The following is an 18,645-nucleotide window of genomic DNA, read 5'->3' as shown; positions in this document are numbered from 1 at the left end:
AGTACTGGGGGGTTTTGCTTTTGCGGACGCGTATCACGCCGCTCCTTCGGAGTTTACGCCGAAACAGACAGAGCGCTCTGATCCGCTCGTGGCGAAAAGGCCGATCAAAGCCTGCTTCGAGCGAACCTTCTTGTCCGCAGTCGCCTGCGCAAGGCACAGGTTCCAGTCGCAAGTTAGCGCGATGACGGCAGAAGAACCTGTATTCCTCGCTTCACTACCGTGAAGCCGATCGTGACCAAAGCCCCGGCCAGCAGGCCGATCATCGCATTGATCAACATCGGTGCCGCTATTTCCAGTCCACTGCCGAGCAACGGTACTTCCCCAAGCATTTGCGTTGTTACCTCCGTCAGGTGATGCATGCCAGGAAATCCGTGTGCCAGTATCCCGCCGCCAACCAGGAACATTGCCACGGTACCCACAACGGAAAGTACGCGCATTAGCCAAGGCGCCAGCCGAAGAATCCCGCGGCCCACGGCTTGCGCGAGAGTGGAGGCTTTCTGACTAAGATACAGGCCGGCATCGTCGAGCTTGACGATGCCGGCCACCAGCCCGTAGACACCCACTGTCATGACGAGGGCGATGGCGGACAGCACGGCCACCTGCGTACCAAACGGCGCGCCGGAGACGGTCCCCAGTGAGATCACGATGATTTCGGCGGACAGGATGAAATCCGTGCGCACCGCGCCGCGGATCTTCGCTTTCTCGTCAATTACTGAATCCGTCGGAGGATCTTGTGCCTGATGTTTGCCAGGAGGATCTACTTCGCTCCGCGACTCTCCGTGCATGAAGCGGTGCGCGATCTTTTCAAATCCTTCGTAGCAAAGGAACGCGCCGCCCACCATCAGCAGTGGCACGATCGCCCAGGGGGTCGCAGCACTGATTGCGAGCGCGGCCGGTACCAGAATCGCCTTGTTGCGCAAAGAACCCACCGCAACCGCCCACACAACCGGCAACTCGCGATCGGCTTTCACGCCGCTGACCTGTTGCGCATTGAGGGCAAGATCGTCGCCCAGGACGCCAGCGGTTTTCCTGGCAGCCACCTTGCTCATGGTTGCCACATCGTCAAGGATCGAGGTGATGTCGTCGATCAGCAAAAGCAGGCTGGTGCCGGCCATATTTCAAGCTCCCATGTCGGTGCTGAGTAGGAGAGGTCCTTCAGGTGATCAAGGCCGCATGGCAAGATATTGCCATTGAAAATGGATGAGCGCCTGAACAGGTCGTCCAATGACATGTGGGCCGCCGAGACACCGCCTGATGCGGTAGCGCATACGAAGATCGAGTTGGAACTGGCGGCCAGAAGCGCCAGGCGTGAGCGAGCTAACGGACCTGCGGTGGCAGACGATCCCCCGCTATCGATTGGCACAGGTGTGGCCGTGATAACCAGGAGACGCGCCTTGGGGAGAGTATCGATCGTCTCTCCCCGCGCAAGAACCCTCTTGTGAGGGGTTCTGCAGGTTATCCGGGCCCGCCACGTTCAGGCTTTTTGGAGAGTGTCGGAGCCAATTAGCGACGGCTCCTGCCCGGTGTGGATGCAGTTGTCCTATGCGAGCTGGTTTGCCGTCATGCTAGGATTTTGCCAGGCTCTGGGAGATAGCCATGGTTCAAAAGCTGTTCCACGAACTGCCCGTGAATGAACGCGGCGACTTTGAATCCGCCTGCGCGCGGCATGGATTTGTTCTAGAAGACTTCGAGGTGAGCGAGGAAGAGGGCATTTCGCAAGGCAGCGGGTCGAGTCATATCCCCCGGAAAATCACTGTCGCCCGAGTGGGCGGAGACGTCCAAGTCTATCCTGCAGCTACCGGCATTTCGTGGACAGTCGCATTTGAACGAGACCTGGAGCGCGGCGAATTTGGATTTCCTCTTGCGGACTAGCTAAGGGATGGGGGGAGGTCGCTGCGTGGAAGAAACGGAGGAGGGTTGTGCTGACACCGGCGGTTAGCAAGTAATCCCACCGTGGGAGGATGGCGGGAATGGCCCCTGGCTTTGGGGTGCACAAATGAAAACAGCGCCTTGGTTAAGGCGCTGTTTTGCAAGGAAAATTCTTGGGGTGGCTGATGGGACTCGAACCCACGACGACAGGAATCACAATCCTGGACTCTACCAACTGAGCTACAGCCACCGTAGAGGTTGTTCAGCTTGCTGCTGAGCAACGAAGAACAAGATCATACAATACCAAAAGGCAGATGGCTAGCACTCTGCACAATTTTTTTCTCTGCGCTGCCTTATGCGATTTCAGCCGGTTAGGTCGGTTACCGCGATGCGCGCAAGTGAGTGCTGCTGTGGCCCACCTATGAAAGCTTGGCCGACTCCTCCAGCTCAAGCATGCGGCAGATGGCTGCCATGCTGCCCACCATGGTGCGTCGTTGCGCACCCTGGTAGATACGCACGCCTTTGGATTGGCGGAATGGTACGGGCTTGACGGGGCGGCGGGCGGAGAGGCGGTTGGCTGGCAGCATGGCTACACCTGGTGACTTGCAACAACAGTTAGCGGTGCCCGACTAGCGGGCGGCGTTGGCACAATCGGGCGTCGGCGTGATACGGGCTTGCCCGCCTCAGCCGCACTCGTCAGAAGCCGCTGGGTCGGATCAAGCCGACGGCGATACCTTCCAGAGAGAACTCCTCGCGGCCGGGGCGCACGATGATGCTGGGGAAATCGGGATTCTCAGCAATGAGTTCGATCGAGTCGCCGCGGCGGTTGAGGCGTTTGACGGTGACGTCGTCTCCCAGTCGCGCAACGACGATCTTGCCGTTCGGGGCCTCGCTGGCACGCTTGACCGCAAGCAGATCGCCATCGAGGATGCCGGCGTCCCGCATGCTCAGGCCACGTACCCGGAGCAGGTAGTCAGGCTGCACGTCGAACACCGAAGCGTCGACCTGGTATTGGCGGTCGATGTGTTCTGCGGCAAGGATCGGGCTACCGGCCGCGACGCGCCCGACCAGGGGCAGCGTCAGTTGCATCACGCCAGCCATTGGCAGCGAGAATTGGTCTGGTAGTTCTGAGTCGCTGCGCGAAACCTTGAGCCGGATGCCACGCGAGGCGCCTGGGGTGAGTTCGATTACGCCCTTGCGGGCCAGGGCCCTCAAGTGTTCCTCGGCAGCATTGGGCGATGAGAAGCCGAACTTGGCGGCGATCTCGGCGCGTGTGGGCGGAAAGCCCGTGTGCTGGAGGCTGCTGCGAATCAGGTCAAAAATCTGCTGCTGTCGCGGTGTCAGGGTCGCCATGGTCGCCGTGTTGGAAAGCACTGTATGTTTAAACAGTATGCTGTGATTTTATACAGTATCGAGTGAAGTGCAAGCGGAATTTTGGGAGTTTGCGCATCGACAGGTGCCTCGGGCGCGGCACGCCGCGCCGTGTCGCGCAAGTCTGGGCGTTACAATTCGCGGCACTTGCAGCCTCTTTTTTCGCTCGCTGCTCAATCTTTCTGGCTTTCGATCTCTATCTCGCCATGTCCCTCCTGCCTCGCGTCGTCGTGCTTGCTACCGGTGGCACCATTGCCGGTTCTTCATCCAGTGCTGCCAGCAGCGCGAAGTACCAGGCGGCCACAGTGCCTGTGACGGCGCTGCTTGATGCGGTGCCGGCGCTCGGCGACGTGGCCCGCGTCGAGGCAGAGCAGGTGGCGCAGGTGGATAGCAAGGACATGTCGTTCGCCCTCTGGACCCGATTGGTTGAACGCGTTGCGTTCTGGTCTGCGCAGGCCGATGTGGCGGGCATTGTGATTACCCATGGCACCGATACGCTGGAGGAGACGGCAATGCTGCTGCATCTGGCGTGCGTGGGCACGGTGCCGGTGGTACTGACGGCGGCGATGCGGCCTTCGACCTCCCTGTCGGCCGACGGTCCCTTGAACCTGCTGGACGCGGTACGGGTGGCTGCCAGCGCCGGGGCGGCGGGCAAGGGCGTGCTACTGGTGATTAATCAGGAAATCCATGCCGGGCGGGATGTGGTGAAGGCACATACGTCAGCGGTCAACGCTTTTGTGTCGCCGCTGGCTGGCCCGATCGGGTTCGTGCAGGACGACCTCGTGCGATTTGTCCGGGCGCCCCGACTGTTGCCGGACCAGGCCTGGGCCGTGCCATCCAAATGGCCGCAGGTGGAGATTCTTGCCAGTTACGCGGAGCCCGGCCGGTTGGTGGTGGACGCTTTGGCGCAGGCAGGTGTGGCGGGGCTGGTCGTGGCGGCCGCAGGCAACGGGTCGGTTCACCAGTCGCTGGTCGATGCGCTGGTGGACGCGGCCGGGGCGGGAGTGGCCGTGGTGCGTAGCTCACGCACCGGGGCAGGGCATGTGGCAATGCCGGCACCTCCACGACCGGCTTCAGGTGCCTTCGTTTCCGCAGGCGATCTCAATCCATATAAGGCGCGCGTGCTCCTGATGCTGGCCCTGGCGACTACGCCCGGACTGGCCGTGGATCCCGCTGCGTTGCAGGCGCTGTTCGCCGAAAACTAAGGCGGCTTGCTCGAGGGGGCAAAAACACGCTATACTTTAAGGCTATCCAACCTTGCTGCACCGGACATGGCGCCCGGGCGGCTTATCCAAAAGGAGCGTCAATGCGTCATTACGAAATCGTATTTATCGTCCATCCGGACCAGAGTGAACAAGTTCCGGCCATGATCGAGCGTTACAAGACGCTGGTCACGTCGCAGGAAGGCCAGATCCACCGCGTGGAAGACTGGGGCCGCCGTCAGATGGCCTACATGATCCAGAAGCTGGCCAAGGCTCACTACGTTTGCCTGAACATCGAATGCGGCAAGGAAACCCTGGCTGAACTCGAACATGCGTTCAAGTTCAACGACGCGGTGCTGCGCCACCTCATCGTTCAGACCAAGAAGGCCGAAACCGCACCGTCCCCGATGATGAAGGAAGTGCAGCGCGAAGAAGCCCGCAAGGCCGCGCAACAGACCAGCGAAGTCCAGGCCGCCTAAGTGCGGACTGTTGTGGTTGCCGTGGGCGTTGAACGCCGCGGCGGCAAGTGCGGGCATCGGTGCGGGAGAGTGCGTTGAACCAGTTAAGGCTCTGCGCAACGCTCGCGGAACGCGATGCCTTGCGTTACACCCCGGCCGGGGTCCCCGTTGTCAACTGCATCTTGCAGTACGCGGGTGAGACGGTCGAGGCGCAAACGCCCAGGCAGGTGGAATTCGCCATCGCCGCCATGGGAATCGGTCAGATCGGCCAGCGGCTAGAGCGGACTCCGCTCGGCGCGATGCTCGACTGCGAAGGATTCCTGGCCCGCAAGCACCGCAACAGCAAGGCTCTCGTCTTTCACATCACTGGATGTAAAGCATTCGAAAAGGATTGAATCATGGCATTCGTCAAACGTGACAACAAGAACAAGAAGCGCTTCCAGCAGCAAAACCCGCTGTTCAAGCGCAAGCGCTTTTGCCGCTTCACCGTGGCTGGCGTGGAACAGATCGACTACAAGGATCTGGACACCCTGAAGGATTTCATCGGCGACAACGGCAAGATTACCCCCGCCCGCCTGACCGGCACCAAGGCGCACTATCAGCGTCAGCTCGATACGGCTATCAAGCGCGCGCGTTTCCTCGCGCTGATGCCTTACACCGACCTGCACAAGAACTGATCGGCCCTAGGTCCGTTAAGGAGAAAACACGATGCAAATTATTCTGCTTGAGAAAGTCATCAATCTGGGCAACCTGGGTGACATCGTTCGCGTGAAGGACGGCTACGCCCGTAACTTCCTGATCCCGAACAAGAAGGCCCGCCGTGCTACCCAGACCGCGATCAGCGAGTTCGAAGTCAAGCGCGCTGAACTGGAAAAGGCAGCTGCCGAGAAGCTGGCAGCTTCGCAAGCCGAAGGCGAAAAGCTGAATGGCCTGACCGTGCAAATCACCCAGAAGTCGGGTGTGGACGGCCGCCTGTTCGGTTCCGTTACCAACGCCGACATCGCCGAAGCACTGGCTGGTCAAGGCTTCAAGGTTGAGAAGGCGCAAGTGCGCCTGCCGAATGGCCCGCTGAAGATCGTCGGCGACCATCCGGTCAGCGTTTCGCTGCACACCGACGTGCTGGTCGACGTGACGGTTTCCGTCCTGGGCGAACACGTCTAAGCATTGATCTTGCCGCTGGTCCCGCTTGCCTGTTTGGCAGGCAGGGACCGGTTGCCGGTATCGGGCTTGACCAAACAAAAAGGCAGGAGCAAAGCGCTCCTGCCTTTTTGTTTGGCCGCTACCCGCGTTTGCATCATGGCCACCGGGCTGGTTGCCCCGCCGTCACTTGGCCGGACGTGGTAGCAACCGGCTGCGAATTCTCCCCCGGCTGTCTGGCGGCGACCGTTATAATCCCTTCCCATGAACGCGCCCGTCGCAGACCCCCAACTAGATAATCTCAAGGTTCCACCGCACTCCATCGAGGCCGAGCAATCGGTGCTGGGTGGCTTGCTGCTGGACAATGCCGCCTGGGACCGTATCGCCGATTTCCTGTCCGAAGCGGACTTCTACCGCTTCGATCACCGGATGATCTTCCAGAGCATCTCCCGGTTGATCGCCGCCACCAAGCCCGCCGACGTCATCACTGTCTACGAGACGCTGCAGGTTGCTGGCAAGGCGGAGGAGGTGGGCGGGCTGGCCTATCTGAATTCGCTGGCGCAGAACACGCCTAGCGCTGCCAATATCCGCCGCTATGCGGAAATCGTGCGCGAGCGTTCGGTGCTGCGCAAGCTGGTCACCGCGGCCGACGATATCGCCAGTGCGGCCTTCGCCCCCAAGGGGCGCGAAGTGCGGGAGCTGCTCGACGAAGCCGAATCGAAGGTGTTCGCCATTGCCGAGGAGGGCTCGCGCGGACAGAAGGGCTTCCAGGAGATCCAGCCGCTGCTGACGCAGGTGGTGGAGCGCATCGACGAGTTGTACCACCGTGACTCGAGTACCGACGTGACGGGCGTGCCGACGGGATTTATCGATCTGGACCGCATGACCAGCGGCATGCAGGCGGGCGACCTGATCATCGTTGCAGGGCGCCCCTCGATGGGTAAGACCGCCTTCTCGCTGAATATCGGCGAGCACGTGGCAGTGGAGCAGGGCCTGCCCGTGGCGGTGTTCTCGATGGAAATGGCCGGCACGCAGCTGGCCATGCGTATGCTCGGCTCGGTCGGCCGCCTGGACCAGCACCGCCTGCGTACCGGCCGCCTGCTCGACGAGGACTGGCCACGGCTTACGCATGCCATCCAGCGCATGAACGATGCCCAGCTGTTCATCGACGAGACTCCGGCTCTTAGCTCGATGGAGCTGCGGGCCCGCTCGCGGCGGCTGGCGCGCCAGTGCGGCCAGCTTGGCCTGATCATCATCGACTATTTGCAGCTGATGTCGGGCTCGGGCGGTGGTGAAAACCGCGCGACCGAAATCTCGGAAATCTCGCGTTCGCTCAAGGGGCTGGCCAAGGAGCTCAACTGTCCGGTGATTGCGCTCTCGCAGCTGAACCGTAGCCTTGAGCAGCGGCCCAACAAGCGCCCGGTGATGTCCGACTTGCGTGAGTCCGGCGCTATCGAACAGGATGCCGACGTGATCCTGTTTATTTACCGTGATGAGGTCTACAACCCGGATTCGCAGGACAAGGGCACGGCCGAAATTATTATCGGTAAACAGCGTAACGGCCCCATTGGGACCGTGCGCCTGACCTTCCTGGGTCAATTCACGAAGTTTGACAACTTCAGCGGCGGCCCCGCTTTCTTCGACAACGATACCTGAAGCCTGTCCTGGCGCGGCTTGCCGGGCATCGTGGCTCGGCGGCAATGGTGGATTGTCCATGCCGCTTGTCAAAGTCCTCCGGCTTCGCTCCACAACCCTGTAAAATATTGCGTTTTGATGACAGCCGCCCCAGGGCGGCTGTCATGCAATGCGTACCTGCCTCATTCAGCAATAACCCGCGGCGCCCCCGCGCTTCGACAAGGAACATTCCATGTTCGGCCGATTCATGCCCACCGAGGGCAAGTTCTTCGAATACTTCAACCAGCATGCCGATTGCGCGGTGACCGCCGCCCGCGAGCTGGAGGTGCTGGTCAACGACCTGCCCAATGCCGAGGCGCATGCGCGCCGCGTGCAGGCCACTGAAAAGAAGGCCGACCGCATTACGCACGACACGATCGACCTGCTGCACAAGACCTTCATCACGCCGCTGGACCGCGACGAGATTCACAAGCTCATCACCACCATGGACGATATCCTCGACCTGATGGAAGACGTGGCGGAAACCATCTCGCTGTACGACGTGACCAGCCTGACGGACGAGGCGCGCAAGCTCGCCGCCATCTGCGTGCAGTGCTGCGACCAGGTCAAGATCGCGGTCGGCCTGCTTGAAGACATGAGCAATGCCAGCGCCATCCTGAAGACGGCGCAGCAGATCGACCAGCTCGAGTCCGAGGCCGATCGCGTGATGCGCGCGGCGATGTCCAAGCTGTTCCGCGACGAGACGGACGTCAAGCGCCTGATCAAGCTGAAGGCCATCTACGAGCAACTGGAAACCATCACCGACAAGTGCGAGGACGTTGCCAACATCATCGAAGGCATCGTCCTGGAAAACGCCTGAGGCACACATCGGAATGCAGACCATACAAATGAGCTTGTGGGTGATCGCCCTGCTGGTGGCGCTCGCCTTGCTGTTCGATTTCATGAACGGCTTCCACGATGCCGCCAACTCGATTGCCACGGTGGTGTCGACGGGCGTGCTCAAGCCGCACCATGCGGTGGCCATGGCCGCCATGTGCAACGTGGTGGCTATCTTTATCTTCCACCTCAAGGTGGCGGCCACGGTGGGAACCGGCACGATCGACGTTAATATCGTCGATCACTATGTCATCTTCGGCGCCCTGATGGGTGCCATTGCCTGGAACCTGATCACTTGGTACTACGGCATTCCCTCGTCGTCTTCGCACGCGCTGATCGGCGGCCTGGTTGGCGCTGCGGTGGCCAAGAGCGGTACCGGTGCGCTGGTTGGTGGTGGCTTGCTCAAGACCGTGGCCTTTATCGTGATCTCACCGCTGCTGGGTTTCCTGCTCGGTTCGCTGATGATGGTGATCGTGGCCTGGACGTTCTTTCGCACGCCGCCGTCGCGGGTGGACCGCTGGTTCCGCAGGCTGCAGCTGATCTCGGCCTCGCTCTACAGCCTGGGCCACGGAGGCAATGACGCGCAAAAGACCATCGGCATCATCTGGATGTTGCTGATCGCCAGCGGTCACGTGGCGCAGGGCGGCGCGGAGCCGCCGATCTGGGTCATCGTTTCCTGCTATGTGGCGATCGGCATGGGTACCATGTTCGGTGGATGGCGCATCGTGCGTACCATGGGCCAGAAGATTACCAAGCTCAAGCCGGTAGGCGGCTTTTGCGCGGAGACCGGTGGCGCGATCACGCTGTTCATCGCTTCGGCGCTGGGCGTGCCGGTGTCGACCACGCACACCATCACGGGCGCCATCGTCGGCGTGGGTTCGGTGCAGAAGATGTCGGCGGTGCGCTGGGGCGTGGCGGGCAACATCGTCTGGGCCTGGGTCCTGACCATTCCGGCTTCTGCCTTCATGGCAGCCATCGCGTGGTGGATCGGCCGGCACGTGCTCTGAGCGGTCGGACACCTCTTTGACAAGAATGCAAAAAGCCAGGCGCAATGCCTGGCTTTTTGTTTGTTGCGGTGCGGGGGACCGTATGCCGTCAGCGATTGGCGAATGCGGCGATGGGGTCGTCGTCCACCGGCGCCGGCGGCGCAACCGATGGCTGCGGCGCCGGTGAGACAGCCGGTGGAGGCGTAAACCCTGTCGCGACCCGTCGGGCACCGTTGTAGCGGGAGGCCCAATAGGATTTGCCCATGTCCTCAAGGCGCACCGTGCCGCCGGTGGAGGGCGCATGGACAAAGCGGTTCTGCCCGACATAGATGCCGACATGCGAATTGGCGCGGCCCGTGGTATTGAAGAAAACCAGGTCGCCCGATGCCACCTGGCTGCGTTCCAGCGCGACTCCGCGGTCGCCCATGGCCTCGGTGGTGCGCGGCAGGTTGACGTTGGCGGCGCGCAGCACGACATAGCGCACCAGGCCGCTGCAGTCGAAACCGGAGTCAGGCGTATTGCCGCCGTAGCGATAGGGCGTGCCAACCAGGGACATGGCCTGGATGGAAACCTCTTCGAGCCCGGCGCTGGGATCGACCATGGGCGGGGCCGATGCCCGGGACTGGGCGCCGGGGCGCGTTGGCGGAGCAGAGGCGCAGGCGGCAAGCAGCAGCGCAGCGGTGCAAAGCGCGGGCAGGCGGGCGCTGTCGAAAACGCCGGCCAGCAAAGGCGCGGGTCTTCCGGTATGGGCTATCTGGCGCGGTGGCATCCTTCTCGGTCCGGTCCCGGGTCAGGTGCCGCGCCAGTGGCGGGCAGCCAGCGAAGCCGCCGCCCGTGGGCCTACCAGCGCAACTGTGCGTTGTATGTGCCCGTACTGACGGTTATCGACTTGGCCTGACCCTTATAAGTCGCTTCGATATTGTAGCTGCCTTGCGGGGCCTTTATCAGGCACTTCGGGCCGGACGCCATGAAGCTGGCCACTTCGTGGCCTTCTCGCGTCATGCGTACGGCCACATCGGCGACAAATTCGCCGCGCTCGCCCTGGGTGAACAGGACGCCCATATTGAAGTTCTTTTGTTGCGCGGCCAGCTGTTGCTGTTCGTCCGCGGCGATACCGCCGCAAACATAGCTGACCGGGCCCATGGTGCGGATCACCATTTCGTCGGCAGCCAGCGCGGGAGCCGATAGCCATGAAAATGCGGCAATCACGATGCTGCCGGCGAGTGCCAGACGCAATGGCCGCAATGGCCGCAATGGCCGTGATAGCAGTAGGGGCGTGTACTTGCGGGCGCAAGCCAGATGGTGGTGCAGGTGGTTGTCCATCAATGTCTCCATCGATTCAACAAGCCGGAGGGGGCAAAAAAAAGCGCCCGTCAGTCGCCGGCACGCGAGGTGCCGACGTGGCGGGCGCTCCGGATGCTTTGATGCTAGGCCAAGCCGGCAGACAAGTCTGCCGGGCATGGTCCTACATCGGCTTCCGGTCGGTGGCCTTTACAGGACGTCCGCGGCATGATCGGCCAGGCGCGAGCGTTCGCCGCGTGCCAGCGTGACATGGCCACTGTGGCTCCACCCCTTGAACCGGTCTACCACGTAAGTGAGACCGGACGAGCCTTCGGTCAGGTAAGGCGTGTCGATCTGCGCGATATTGCCCAGGCAGATGATCTTGGTGCCGGGGCCGGCACGCGTTACCAGCGTCTTCATCTGCTTTGGCGTCAGGTTCTGCGCCTCATCGATGATGACGAACTTGTTGACGAAGGTGCGTCCGCGCATGAAGTTCATGCTCTTGACCTTGATGCGCGAGCGGATCAGTTCCTGGGTGGCGGCGCGGCCCCACTCGCCGGCACTGTCGTCGCTCTTTTGCAGCACTTCCAGGTTGTCGTCGAAGGCGCCCATCCAGGGCTGCATCTTCTCTTCTTCGGTGCCCGGCAGGAAGCCGATGTCCTCGCCGACCGGCACGGTGGCGCGGGTAACGATGATCTCGTTGTACAGCTTCTGGTCGAGCACCTGCTCCAGGCCCGCGGCCAGCGCCAGCAAGGTCTTGCCGGTACCGGCCTGGCCCAGCAGCGTGACGAAGTCGATCTCCGGATGCATCAGCAGGTTGAGTGCGAAGTTCTGCTCGCGGTTGCGCGCGGTCACGCTCCACACATTGTTCTTGTGGTGCGTGTAGTCCTTGAGCGTCTGCAGCAGCGCTGTCTTGCCGTTGATCTCCTTGACCTGGGCGTACAGCGGCAGGCTGCCGTCGCTGGGCTCCATGTAGACGAACTGGTTGACAAGGAAGGAGGGCACCAGCGGGCCCGTCAGGCGATAGAACATCGCACCGGACTTCGGGTCCTGCCAGCTTTCCACACCCTTGCCATGCTTGGCCCAGAAGTCGTTGGGCAGCAGCATCACGCCCGAGTAGAGCAGGTCCTTGTCCTCGAGGACCTGGTCGTTGAAGTAATCCTCGGCGGGCAGGCCCAGTGCGCGCGCCTTGATGCGCATGTTGATGTCTTTCGACACCAGCACGACCTGGCGCTCCGGGAATTGCTGCTGCAACGCGCTGACCACGCCCAGGATCTGGTTGTCGGCCTTGCCCTGCGGCAGGCCGTCGGGCAGCTTGATCTCGTTGAGCTTGGTCTGCAGGAACAGCTTGCCCTGCGCGTCGCGGTTGCCCAGCTTGGCCAGCGGCAAGCCCTCGTCGAGCACGCCGTCGGTGCCGCCCACCAGCGCGTCCAGCGTCCGGCTGACGGTGCGCGCGTTACGGGCAACTTCGCTCATGCCCTTCTTGTGGTTGTCCAACTCCTCGAGCGTCATCATCGGCAGATAGACGTCGTGCTCTTCGAAGCGGAACAGCGAGGACGGGTCGTGCATCAGCACATTGGTGTCCAGCACGAACAGCTTGCTGGGACCAACGTGTTTTTGTGCGCGGCGATTGGTGGTGCTCGGTACTGGCCTGGCGGGCGCCGAAGGTACGGCGGCCAGCGGCGGTACGGACTTCAGCGAGGACGGAGGCGCTTCCTTGGTGCGCGCTCGCGTCGAACCGCTGGCGCGGGCCACCACGGCCGGCGCGCCTTCCGCTTTGCTATTTCCGGTTTCCAGCAAGGCCACACGCTCCAGCGCCGGCACAGGTTTCTTACCCTGCGACGCTGATTTGGCCTTGGTCAGCTTGGTCACCGGGGCGAATTCGCTCGGGTCAAGCAATTGGGCAGGCTTGGCGGGCATGGTCGGCAGCGGCATGCTTGGCTTTCCTTTCAGGGGGAGAAGACGGCTGGAAAACGGCGCAGGACACTGGCGCGGCCGCTTGGCGCCGCGGACTTGCCGATCGTGTCCTGTGCGTGGGGGCAGTACAAACAAAAAAGCCGCCAGACCTGGGGGGCAGGTTTGGCGGCTTTTTTTCGGACCGGAGACACGGCAGGTCCGCTACCGGCCTGTGGCAGGAAGCGCCTGGGCCGGGACGATGAAGCAGCGTGGCATCCGGAATCTGAACTCATTAAAGGCCAATGTATCCGAACGTTTTCTGTTTTGCAATCGCTGGCCGAGACGACTTGCGAGGGTGTTGCTGCGGCGCATTAAACGTGCCGTCCGCCAGGGCCAGGGAATGGCCCGGCAGCCGCCCGAATCAGAGCGCGCGGACGATCTGCAGGACTTCGTCGACGTGGTTGGGGACCTTGATGCCGCGCATGGCGTGGCGCAGGATGCCCTTGCCGTCGATGATAAAGGTGCTGCGCTCGATGCCGCGCACTTCCTTGCCATACATTTTCTTCATCTTGATGACATCGAACAGATGGCAGACGGCTTCATCGCCATCGGAGATCAGCTCAAACGGCAGTTCCAGCTTGGCCTTGAAGTTCTCGTGCGACTTCAGGCTGTCGCGCGAGATGCCGAAGACCACGGTGCCGGCCTTGACGAAATCGTCATGCTGGTCGCGGAAGTTCATGGCTTCGGTGGTGCAACCCGGCGTGTTGTCCTTGGGATAGAAATACAGGACGACGGTTTTGCCGCGCTGGTCGGCAAGGCTGAACGTGCCGCCGGTGGCGGGCGCGCTGAAATCGGGTACGGGCTTGCTGAGACTGACTGTCATTCTTATGGCTCCTGGGAGGGGCAGGAAGGGGGCGGCTGCATGAGTGCTGCCACCATGGTGGCGGCAGATGGGGGCGGGCCCGGAAACTTCAAGCGTGGCGCGGGCTTAACTTGCGGCACCGCCAGGCAGGCGGCGCGGCGGGCTCAGGCCGGGTCTTCCAGTAGCAGGATGGCCGCCACCTTGCGGCCTTCAGCCATCAGGATATTGTAGGTGCGGCAGGCGGCCTGGAGATCCATCGCATCTACGCCCACATGCAGGCGCGCCAGCGACGCGGTCAGCCGGGGGTGGGGGAAGCGCAGGCGGTTGCCGGTGCCAAGCAGCACCACCTCGGGCGAGTGCGCCAGCAGGCCTTCGAAATGCGCCGGCTCCAGGTCTTCGAAACGCTGCACCGGCCAGGGCCGGATCTCGCCCTCGGGCATGACCAGCACGGATTCCGTGTAGCGCACCATATTGATGTCGATATAGCCCGGTCCGTAGGACGTCACCGTATTGAGAGCATTGGGCTGGTCAGCGTGGAGTTTCAAGGGCAAACCTTATCGGGCGCTGCCTTGGGCGGCCGTCCGGCACCCGGCCGGGCCGCGCAAGGCGGGTTGAGAGCATTTTGGGGCAGGCCGGGAGGGGGTTGCCGTCGCGGGGGCCGGGTGACGGCGCCGTACGCTGCAATGCAAGAATCCCTGCCGAAGTCTGTCATAATCCGATAAATTATAGCTTTTGCCTTCCTGCCTGCCACGTTTTGCGTTGCATCGCAGCGGATGCGCACAACGGGCCGCTCCTTTCCCACCCAGATTCCCTAGATTGCTGCCGCCAGCCGGCGGCGCTTGCCTCCTGCCGACATCGCCGTGAAACCGATCCAGAAATCCAATAAGCTCAACAATGTTTGCTATGACATCCGCGGCCCGGTGCTGGAGAAGGCCAAGCAGATGGAAGAGGAAGGCCACAAGATCATCAAGCTGAACATCGGCAACCTGGCCGTGTTCGGCTTCGACGCGCCGGAAGAGATCCAGCAGGACATGATGCGCAACCTGCCCAACTCGGCAGCCTACTCGGATTCCAAGGGCATCTTCGCCGCGCGCAAGGCGATCATGCACTACACGCAGCAGAAGAACATCGAGGGTGTTGGCCTGGACGACATCTACGTCGGCAACGGCGCCTCGGAACTGATCGTGATGTCGATGAACGCGCTGCTCAACAGCGGCGACGAAGTCCTGGTGCCGGCGCCGGACTACCCGCTGTGGACGGCCGCCGTGAGCCTCTCGGGGGGTACCCCGGTGCACTATGTGTGCGACGAGGCCAACGAATGGATGCCCGATCTCGACGATATCCGGGCCAAGATCACGCCGAGTACCAAGGCGATCGTCGTCATCAACCCCAACAATCCCACCGGCGCGCTGTACTCGGACGAACTGCTCAAGAGCATCGTGACGATCGCGCGCGAGCACGGGCTGATCATTTTCGCGGACGAGATCTACGACAAGGTGCTGTACGACGGCCATACCCACACCTCGATCGCCTCGCTGTCGACCGATGTGCTGACCGTCACGTTCAACGGCCTGTCGAAGAACTACCGCTCGTGCGGCTACCGGTCCGGCTGGATGGTGGTGTCGGGCGACAAGCGGCCCGCCCTGGACTATATCGAGGGGCTGAACATGCTGTCCTCGATGCGCCTGTGCGCCAATGTGCCCGGCCAGTGGGCCATCCAGACCGCGCTGGGCGGCTACCAGAGCATCAACGACCTGGTGAATGAAGGCGGGCGCCTGCGCCGCCAGCGCGATATTGCCCATGAACTGATCACGCAGATTCCCGGCGTCACCTGCGTCAAGCCCAAGGCCGCGCTTTACCTGTTCCCCAAGCTCGACCTGTCGATGTACCCGATCCAGGACGACCAGGAGTTCATCTACGAACTGCTGCAGGAGTCCAAGGTACTGCTGGTGCAGGGTACGGGCTTCAACTGGGGCAAGCCCGACCATTTCCGTATTGTGTTCCTGCCGCACGAGGAAGACCTGCGCGAGGCCATCGGCCGCGTCGGCCGTTTCCTCGAGGCATATCGCAAGCGCCACGGCCACGCGGCCTGAACGGCCCCGAACCGGTCCGTTTGCGGCGTCATCCATTTTTCAGCAACTCAGAGTCAGATCGTCCATGAATCCCATCAAAGTAGGCCTGCTTGGCATCGGTACCGTCGGTAGCGGCACTTTCAATGTGCTGCAACGTAACCAGGAAGAAATCCGCCGCCGCGCCGGGCGCGGCATCGAGATTGCCATGGTGGCCGACCTCAACACCGAGCGCGCCCGCGAGCTGACCGGTGGGCAGGTCGAGGTGGTGGCGGACGCCAACGAAGTCGTCACCCGTCCCGAGATCGATATCGTGGTCGAACTGATCGGCGGCTACGGGATAGCCCGCGAACTGGTGCTCAAGGCCATCGAGAACGGCAAGCACGTGGTCACCGCCAACAAGGCGCTGCTGGCCGTGCATGGCAACGAGATCTTCGAGGCCGCGCGCAAGAAGGGCGTGATCGTTGCCTTCGAAGCCGCTGTGGCCGGCGGCATCCCCATCATCAAGGCGCTGCGCGAAGGCCTGACCGCCAACCGCATCGAGTGGATCGCCGGCATCATCAACGGCACCACCAACTTCATCCTGTCGGAAATGCGCGACAAGGGCCTGGACTTCGACACCGTGCTCAAGCAGGCCCAGGCGCTGGGCTATGCCGAGGCCGATCCCACCTTCGACATCGAAGGCATCGACGCCGCGCACAAGATCACGTTGATGAGCTCGATCGCCTTCGGCATGCCGGTGCAGTTCGACAAGGCCTACGTGGAAGGCATCACCAAGCTGTCGGCCGTGGATATCCGCTACGCCGAAGAGCTGGGCTACCGCATCAAGCTGCTGGGCCTGACGCGCCGCCGCGAAAACGGCATCGAACTGCGCGTGCACCCGACGCTCGTGCCGGCCAAGCGCCTGATCGCCAATGTGGAAGGCGCCATGAACGCCGTGCTGGTGCAGGGCGACGCCGTGGGCGCCACGCTGTACTACGGCAAGGGTGCCGGCGCCGAGCCGACCGCTTCGGCCGTGATCGCCGACCTGGTCGACGTGACCCGCCTGCACACTGCCGACCCCGAGCACCGCGTGCCGCACCTGGCGTTCCAGCCGGATGAGCTGTCCAGCGTGCCGGTGCTGCCGATCGAGGAAGTCACCAGCTCGTACTACCTGCGCATGCGCGTGGCGGACGAGACCGGCGTGCTGGCCGACATCACCCGCATCCTGGCCGACGCCGGCATTTCCATCGATGCCATGCTGCAGAAGGAATCGCGTGAAGGCGAGCCGCAGACCGACATCATCATGCTGTCGCACCTCGCCCTCGAGAAGCAGGTCAACGCCGCCATCGCCAAGATCGAAGCGCTGCCGACCGTGCTGTCGGCCGTCACGCGCCTGCGCATGGAAGAACTGAACTGAACGCACCGATGAAATACCAGTCGACGCGCGGCCATGAGATGCCGCAAACCTTCTCCGAGATCCTGCTGGGCGGCCTTGCGCCGGACGGCGGCCTGTACCTGCCGCAGGAGTACCCGCAGGTCACGGCCGACGAGCTGGAAGCCTGGCGCAAGCTGTCGTACGCCGATCTCGCCTTTGAAGTGCTGTCCCGCTTCTGCGATGACATCCCGGCTGAGGACCTGCGCGCGCTGACGCGCAAGACCTACACCGCCGAGGTGTACTGCAACGCCCGCCCCGGCGACAATACCGCGGATATCACGCCGCTGCGCACGCTGGGCGAAGAGGGTGGCGCGCCGCTGCAACTGCTGGGCCTGTCCAACGGTCCCACGCTGGCCTTCAAGGACATGGCCATGCAGCTGCTCGGCAACCTGTTCGAGTACGCGCTGGCGCGCGCCGGGCAGGAGCTGAACATCCTCGGCGCCACCTCCGGCGACACCGGCAGCGCGGCGGAATACGCCATGCGCGGCAAGCGCGGCATCCGCGTGTTCATGCTCAGCCCGCACCGCAAGATGAGCGCGTTCCAGACCGCGCAGATGTTCAGCCTGCAGGACCCGAACATCTTCAACCTGGCGGTCGAAGGCGTGTTCGACGACTGCCAGGACATTGTCAAGGCGGTCTCCAACGATCTCGACTACAAGGCCCGCCAGAAGATCGGCACGGTCAACTCGATCAACTGGGCGCGCGTGGTGGCCCAGGTGGTGTATTACTTCAAGGGCTGGCTGCTGGCTACCGACGGCCCCGGCCAGAAGGTGTCGTTCTGCGTGCCGTCCGGCAATTTCGGCAACGTCTGCGCCGGCCATATCGCGCGCATGATGGGCCTGCCCATCGACAAGCTGGTGGTCGCCACCAACGAGAACGACGTGCTCGACGAGTTCTTCCGCACTGGCGCCTACCGCGTGCGCAAGTCGGCCGAGACGTATCACACCTCCAGCCCGAGCATGGACATCTCGAAGGCTTCGAACTTCGAGCGCTTCGTGTTCGACCTGCTGGGCCGCGACGCCGGCAAGCTGGCGACGATGTTCCGCGACGACATCGACACCAAGGGTGGCTTCGACCTGTCCGGCACGCCGGAATTCGAGCGCATCCGCGCCTTCGGCTTTGTCTCGGGCCGTAGCACGCACGAGGACCGCGTTGCCACCATCCGCGACCTGTCCGCGCGCTATGGCATCACCATCGATACCCATACCGCCGACGGCATCAAGGTCGCGCGCGAGCATCTCACGCCCGGCGTGCCGATGCTGGTGCTGGAAACCGCGTTGCCTGCCAAGTTCGCCGACACCATCCGCGAGGCGCTTGGCCACGAGCCGGAGCGTCCGGCCAGCTTCGAAGGCATCGAAAACCTGCCGCAGCGCTTCGAGGTGGTGCCGGCCGAGGTGGACCGGATCAAGGCTTATATCGCCGGCCACACGGGCCTGTAGGCGCCAGCCCCTGCAGGCGGCGTTCCTGCCGCCTGCGCGCCAACTCGCTACAATCAGACTTGCCGAGCTGAATCGCACGGCCCTCGCATTGGCCCGGATGTATCGGCGGCGGTACGCGGGCCGTTTCCCATGGCGGATGGATGGCCA

Annotated in this window: 20 protein-coding genes and 1 tRNA gene; 12 read left to right on the top strand and 9 right to left on the bottom strand. The window is 62.7% G+C overall.

Annotated features, from left to right (window positions below; genetic code table 11):
- Nucleotides 1-173: 173 nt before the first annotated feature.
- Complete coding sequence (locus CF70_RS27280; protein ID WP_035872388.1) at nucleotides 174-1,115, bottom strand: DUF808 domain-containing protein; 942 nt, start codon at nucleotides 1,113-1,115, stop codon at nucleotides 174-176.
- A 481-nt stretch (nucleotides 1,116-1,596) separates the two neighbouring features.
- On the opposite strand from CF70_RS27280, the gene CF70_RS27275 reads away from it, so the two are divergent.
- Nucleotides 1,597-1,872 (top strand): hypothetical protein, encoded by a 276-nt coding sequence (locus tag CF70_RS27275; RefSeq protein ID WP_035872385.1) that lies wholly within the window; start codon nucleotides 1,597-1,599, stop codon nucleotides 1,870-1,872.
- 171 nt (nucleotides 1,873-2,043) lie between these two features.
- On the opposite strand, the gene CF70_RS27270 is transcribed toward CF70_RS27275, so the two are convergent.
- From CF70_RS27270 to lexA, 3 genes are all read right to left on the bottom strand, one after another.
- Nucleotides 2,044-2,119 (bottom strand) — tRNA-His (locus CF70_RS27270).
- 169 nt (nucleotides 2,120-2,288) lie between these two features.
- Entirely contained in the window at nucleotides 2,289-2,456 is a 168-nt protein-coding gene (locus CF70_RS37090) for a hypothetical protein (protein ID WP_200876818.1), read from the bottom strand.
- Between the two features lie 109 nt (nucleotides 2,457-2,565).
- Nucleotides 2,566-3,222: a transcriptional repressor LexA gene (gene lexA / locus CF70_RS27265; protein WP_035872382.1), complete on the bottom strand. Its 657-nt coding sequence runs from the start codon at nucleotides 3,220-3,222 to the stop codon at nucleotides 2,566-2,568.
- 224 nt (nucleotides 3,223-3,446) lie between these two features.
- Here lexA and CF70_RS27260 point away from each other — a divergent pair, with 224 nt between their 5' ends.
- The 8 genes from CF70_RS27260 (at nucleotide 3,447) to CF70_RS27225 (ending at nucleotide 9,555) form a co-directional block, all read left to right on the top strand.
- A complete protein-coding gene (locus tag CF70_RS27260) occupies nucleotides 3,447-4,445 on the top strand; it encodes an asparaginase (protein ID WP_035872416.1) in 999 nt (332 codons plus the stop codon).
- A gap of 101 nt (nucleotides 4,446-4,546) precedes the next feature.
- Nucleotides 4,547-4,921 carry a 30S ribosomal protein S6 gene (gene rpsF / locus CF70_RS27255; protein ID WP_006163598.1) on the top strand — a complete coding sequence of 125 codons (375 nt, stop codon included), beginning with the start codon at nucleotides 4,547-4,549 and terminating at the stop codon, nucleotides 4,919-4,921.
- A 74-nt stretch (nucleotides 4,922-4,995) separates the two neighbouring features.
- On the top strand, nucleotides 4,996-5,295 hold the full coding sequence (gene priB, locus CF70_RS27250) for a primosomal replication protein N (protein ID WP_017228959.1): 300 nt from the start codon (nucleotides 4,996-4,998) through the stop codon (nucleotides 5,293-5,295).
- Nucleotides 5,296-5,298: 3 nt separating this feature from the next.
- Nucleotides 5,299-5,577 carry a 30S ribosomal protein S18 gene (gene rpsR, locus CF70_RS27245; protein ID WP_006163606.1) on the top strand — a complete coding sequence of 93 codons (279 nt, stop codon included), beginning with the start codon at nucleotides 5,299-5,301 and terminating at the stop codon, nucleotides 5,575-5,577.
- A 31-nt stretch (nucleotides 5,578-5,608) separates the two neighbouring features.
- Nucleotides 5,609-6,061: a 50S ribosomal protein L9 gene (gene rplI, locus CF70_RS27240; RefSeq protein WP_035872378.1), complete on the top strand. Its 453-nt coding sequence runs from the start codon at nucleotides 5,609-5,611 to the stop codon at nucleotides 6,059-6,061.
- A gap of 240 nt (nucleotides 6,062-6,301) precedes the next feature.
- The gene (locus tag CF70_RS27235; RefSeq protein ID WP_035872375.1) at nucleotides 6,302-7,693 is read left to right on the top strand and encodes a replicative DNA helicase; all 1,392 of its coding nucleotides are present in this window, start codon (nucleotides 6,302-6,304) and stop codon (nucleotides 7,691-7,693) included.
- A 211-nt stretch (nucleotides 7,694-7,904) separates the two neighbouring features.
- Nucleotides 7,905-8,531 carry a DUF47 domain-containing protein gene (locus CF70_RS27230; protein ID WP_035872371.1) on the top strand — a complete coding sequence of 209 codons (627 nt, stop codon included), beginning with the start codon at nucleotides 7,905-7,907 and terminating at the stop codon, nucleotides 8,529-8,531.
- A 13-nt stretch (nucleotides 8,532-8,544) separates the two neighbouring features.
- On the top strand, nucleotides 8,545-9,555 hold the full coding sequence (locus CF70_RS27225; RefSeq protein ID WP_035872368.1) for an inorganic phosphate transporter: 1,011 nt from the start codon (nucleotides 8,545-8,547) through the stop codon (nucleotides 9,553-9,555).
- A gap of 88 nt (nucleotides 9,556-9,643) precedes the next feature.
- Here CF70_RS27225 and CF70_RS27220 read toward each other — a convergent pair whose 3' ends face one another.
- From CF70_RS27220 to CF70_RS27200, 5 genes are all read right to left on the bottom strand, one after another.
- Nucleotides 9,644-10,303 carry a C40 family peptidase gene (locus tag CF70_RS27220; RefSeq protein WP_035872364.1) on the bottom strand — a complete coding sequence of 220 codons (660 nt, stop codon included), beginning with the start codon at nucleotides 10,301-10,303 and terminating at the stop codon, nucleotides 9,644-9,646.
- Between the two features lie 71 nt (nucleotides 10,304-10,374).
- Nucleotides 10,375-10,857, bottom strand: coding sequence for a hypothetical protein (locus CF70_RS27215; protein WP_035872362.1), 483 nt, complete (start codon nucleotides 10,855-10,857; stop codon nucleotides 10,375-10,377).
- 168 nt (nucleotides 10,858-11,025) lie between these two features.
- A complete protein-coding gene (locus CF70_RS27210) occupies nucleotides 11,026-12,750 on the bottom strand; it encodes a PhoH family protein (protein WP_035872356.1) in 1,725 nt (574 codons plus the stop codon).
- 382 nt (nucleotides 12,751-13,132) lie between these two features.
- On the bottom strand, nucleotides 13,133-13,594 hold the full coding sequence (locus CF70_RS27205; protein WP_035872353.1) for a peroxiredoxin: 462 nt from the start codon (nucleotides 13,592-13,594) through the stop codon (nucleotides 13,133-13,135).
- Nucleotides 13,595-13,737: 143 nt separating this feature from the next.
- Nucleotides 13,738-14,118: an Mth938-like domain-containing protein gene (locus CF70_RS27200; protein ID WP_035872350.1), complete on the bottom strand. Its 381-nt coding sequence runs from the start codon at nucleotides 14,116-14,118 to the stop codon at nucleotides 13,738-13,740.
- A 315-nt stretch (nucleotides 14,119-14,433) separates the two neighbouring features.
- Here CF70_RS27200 and CF70_RS27195 point away from each other — a divergent pair, with 315 nt between their 5' ends.
- From CF70_RS27195 to thrC, 3 genes are all read left to right on the top strand, one after another.
- Nucleotides 14,434-15,666, top strand: a complete 1,233-nt coding sequence (locus tag CF70_RS27195) for a pyridoxal phosphate-dependent aminotransferase (protein WP_035872411.1) — start codon at nucleotides 14,434-14,436, stop codon at nucleotides 15,664-15,666.
- A gap of 64 nt (nucleotides 15,667-15,730) precedes the next feature.
- Entirely contained in the window at nucleotides 15,731-17,041 is a 1,311-nt protein-coding gene (locus CF70_RS27190; RefSeq protein ID WP_035872348.1) for a homoserine dehydrogenase, read from the top strand.
- 8 nt (nucleotides 17,042-17,049) lie between these two features.
- Entirely contained in the window at nucleotides 17,050-18,498 is a 1,449-nt protein-coding gene (gene thrC, locus CF70_RS27185; protein ID WP_035872345.1) for a threonine synthase, read from the top strand.
- The last annotated feature ends 147 nt before the right edge of the window (nucleotides 18,499-18,645 follow it).

The sequence above is a fragment of the Cupriavidus sp. SK-3 genome (assembly GCF_000611145.1).
Taxonomy (GTDB): Bacteria; Pseudomonadota; Gammaproteobacteria; order Burkholderiales; family Burkholderiaceae; genus Cupriavidus.
Note: the sequence above shows the minus strand (reverse complement) of the source record. Positions and strands in the feature narration are given on the sequence as shown.

Bases quoted from the DNA above. Each gene is read 5' to 3' on its own strand.
- CF70_RS27190 (WP_035872348.1), top strand. From the start codon at position 15,731: ATGAATCCCATCAAAGTAGGCCTGCTTGGCATCGGTACCGTCGGTAGC.
- rpsF (WP_006163598.1), top strand. From the start codon at position 4,547: ATGCGTCATTACGAAATCGTATTTATCGTCCATCCGGACCAGAGTGAA.
- CF70_RS27220 (WP_035872364.1), bottom strand. From the start codon at position 10,303: ATGCCACCGCGCCAGATAGCCCATACCGGAAGACCCGCGCCTTTGCTG.
- CF70_RS27205 (WP_035872353.1), bottom strand. From the start codon at position 13,594: ATGACAGTCAGTCTCAGCAAGCCCGTACCCGATTTCAGCGCGCCCGCC.
- CF70_RS37090 (WP_200876818.1), bottom strand. From the start codon at position 2,456: ATGCTGCCAGCCAACCGCCTCTCCGCCCGCCGCCCCGTCAAGCCCGTA.
- rpsR (WP_006163606.1), top strand. From the start codon at position 5,299: ATGGCATTCGTCAAACGTGACAACAAGAACAAGAAGCGCTTCCAGCAG.
- rplI (WP_035872378.1), top strand. From the start codon at position 5,609: ATGCAAATTATTCTGCTTGAGAAAGTCATCAATCTGGGCAACCTGGGT.
- CF70_RS27275 (WP_035872385.1), top strand. From the start codon at position 1,597: ATGGTTCAAAAGCTGTTCCACGAACTGCCCGTGAATGAACGCGGCGAC.
- CF70_RS27230 (WP_035872371.1), top strand. From the start codon at position 7,905: ATGTTCGGCCGATTCATGCCCACCGAGGGCAAGTTCTTCGAATACTTC.
- thrC (WP_035872345.1), top strand. From the start codon at position 17,050: ATGAAATACCAGTCGACGCGCGGCCATGAGATGCCGCAAACCTTCTCC.
- CF70_RS27235 (WP_035872375.1), top strand. From the start codon at position 6,302: ATGAACGCGCCCGTCGCAGACCCCCAACTAGATAATCTCAAGGTTCCA.
- CF70_RS27225 (WP_035872368.1), top strand. From the start codon at position 8,545: ATGCAGACCATACAAATGAGCTTGTGGGTGATCGCCCTGCTGGTGGCG.
- CF70_RS27260 (WP_035872416.1), top strand. From the start codon at position 3,447: ATGTCCCTCCTGCCTCGCGTCGTCGTGCTTGCTACCGGTGGCACCATT.
- lexA (WP_035872382.1), bottom strand. From the start codon at position 3,222: ATGGCGACCCTGACACCGCGACAGCAGCAGATTTTTGACCTGATTCGC.
- CF70_RS27215 (WP_035872362.1), bottom strand. From the start codon at position 10,857: ATGGACAACCACCTGCACCACCATCTGGCTTGCGCCCGCAAGTACACG.
- CF70_RS27280 (WP_035872388.1), bottom strand. From the start codon at position 1,115: ATGGCCGGCACCAGCCTGCTTTTGCTGATCGACGACATCACCTCGATC.
- CF70_RS27210 (WP_035872356.1), bottom strand. From the start codon at position 12,750: ATGCCGCTGCCGACCATGCCCGCCAAGCCTGCCCAATTGCTTGACCCG.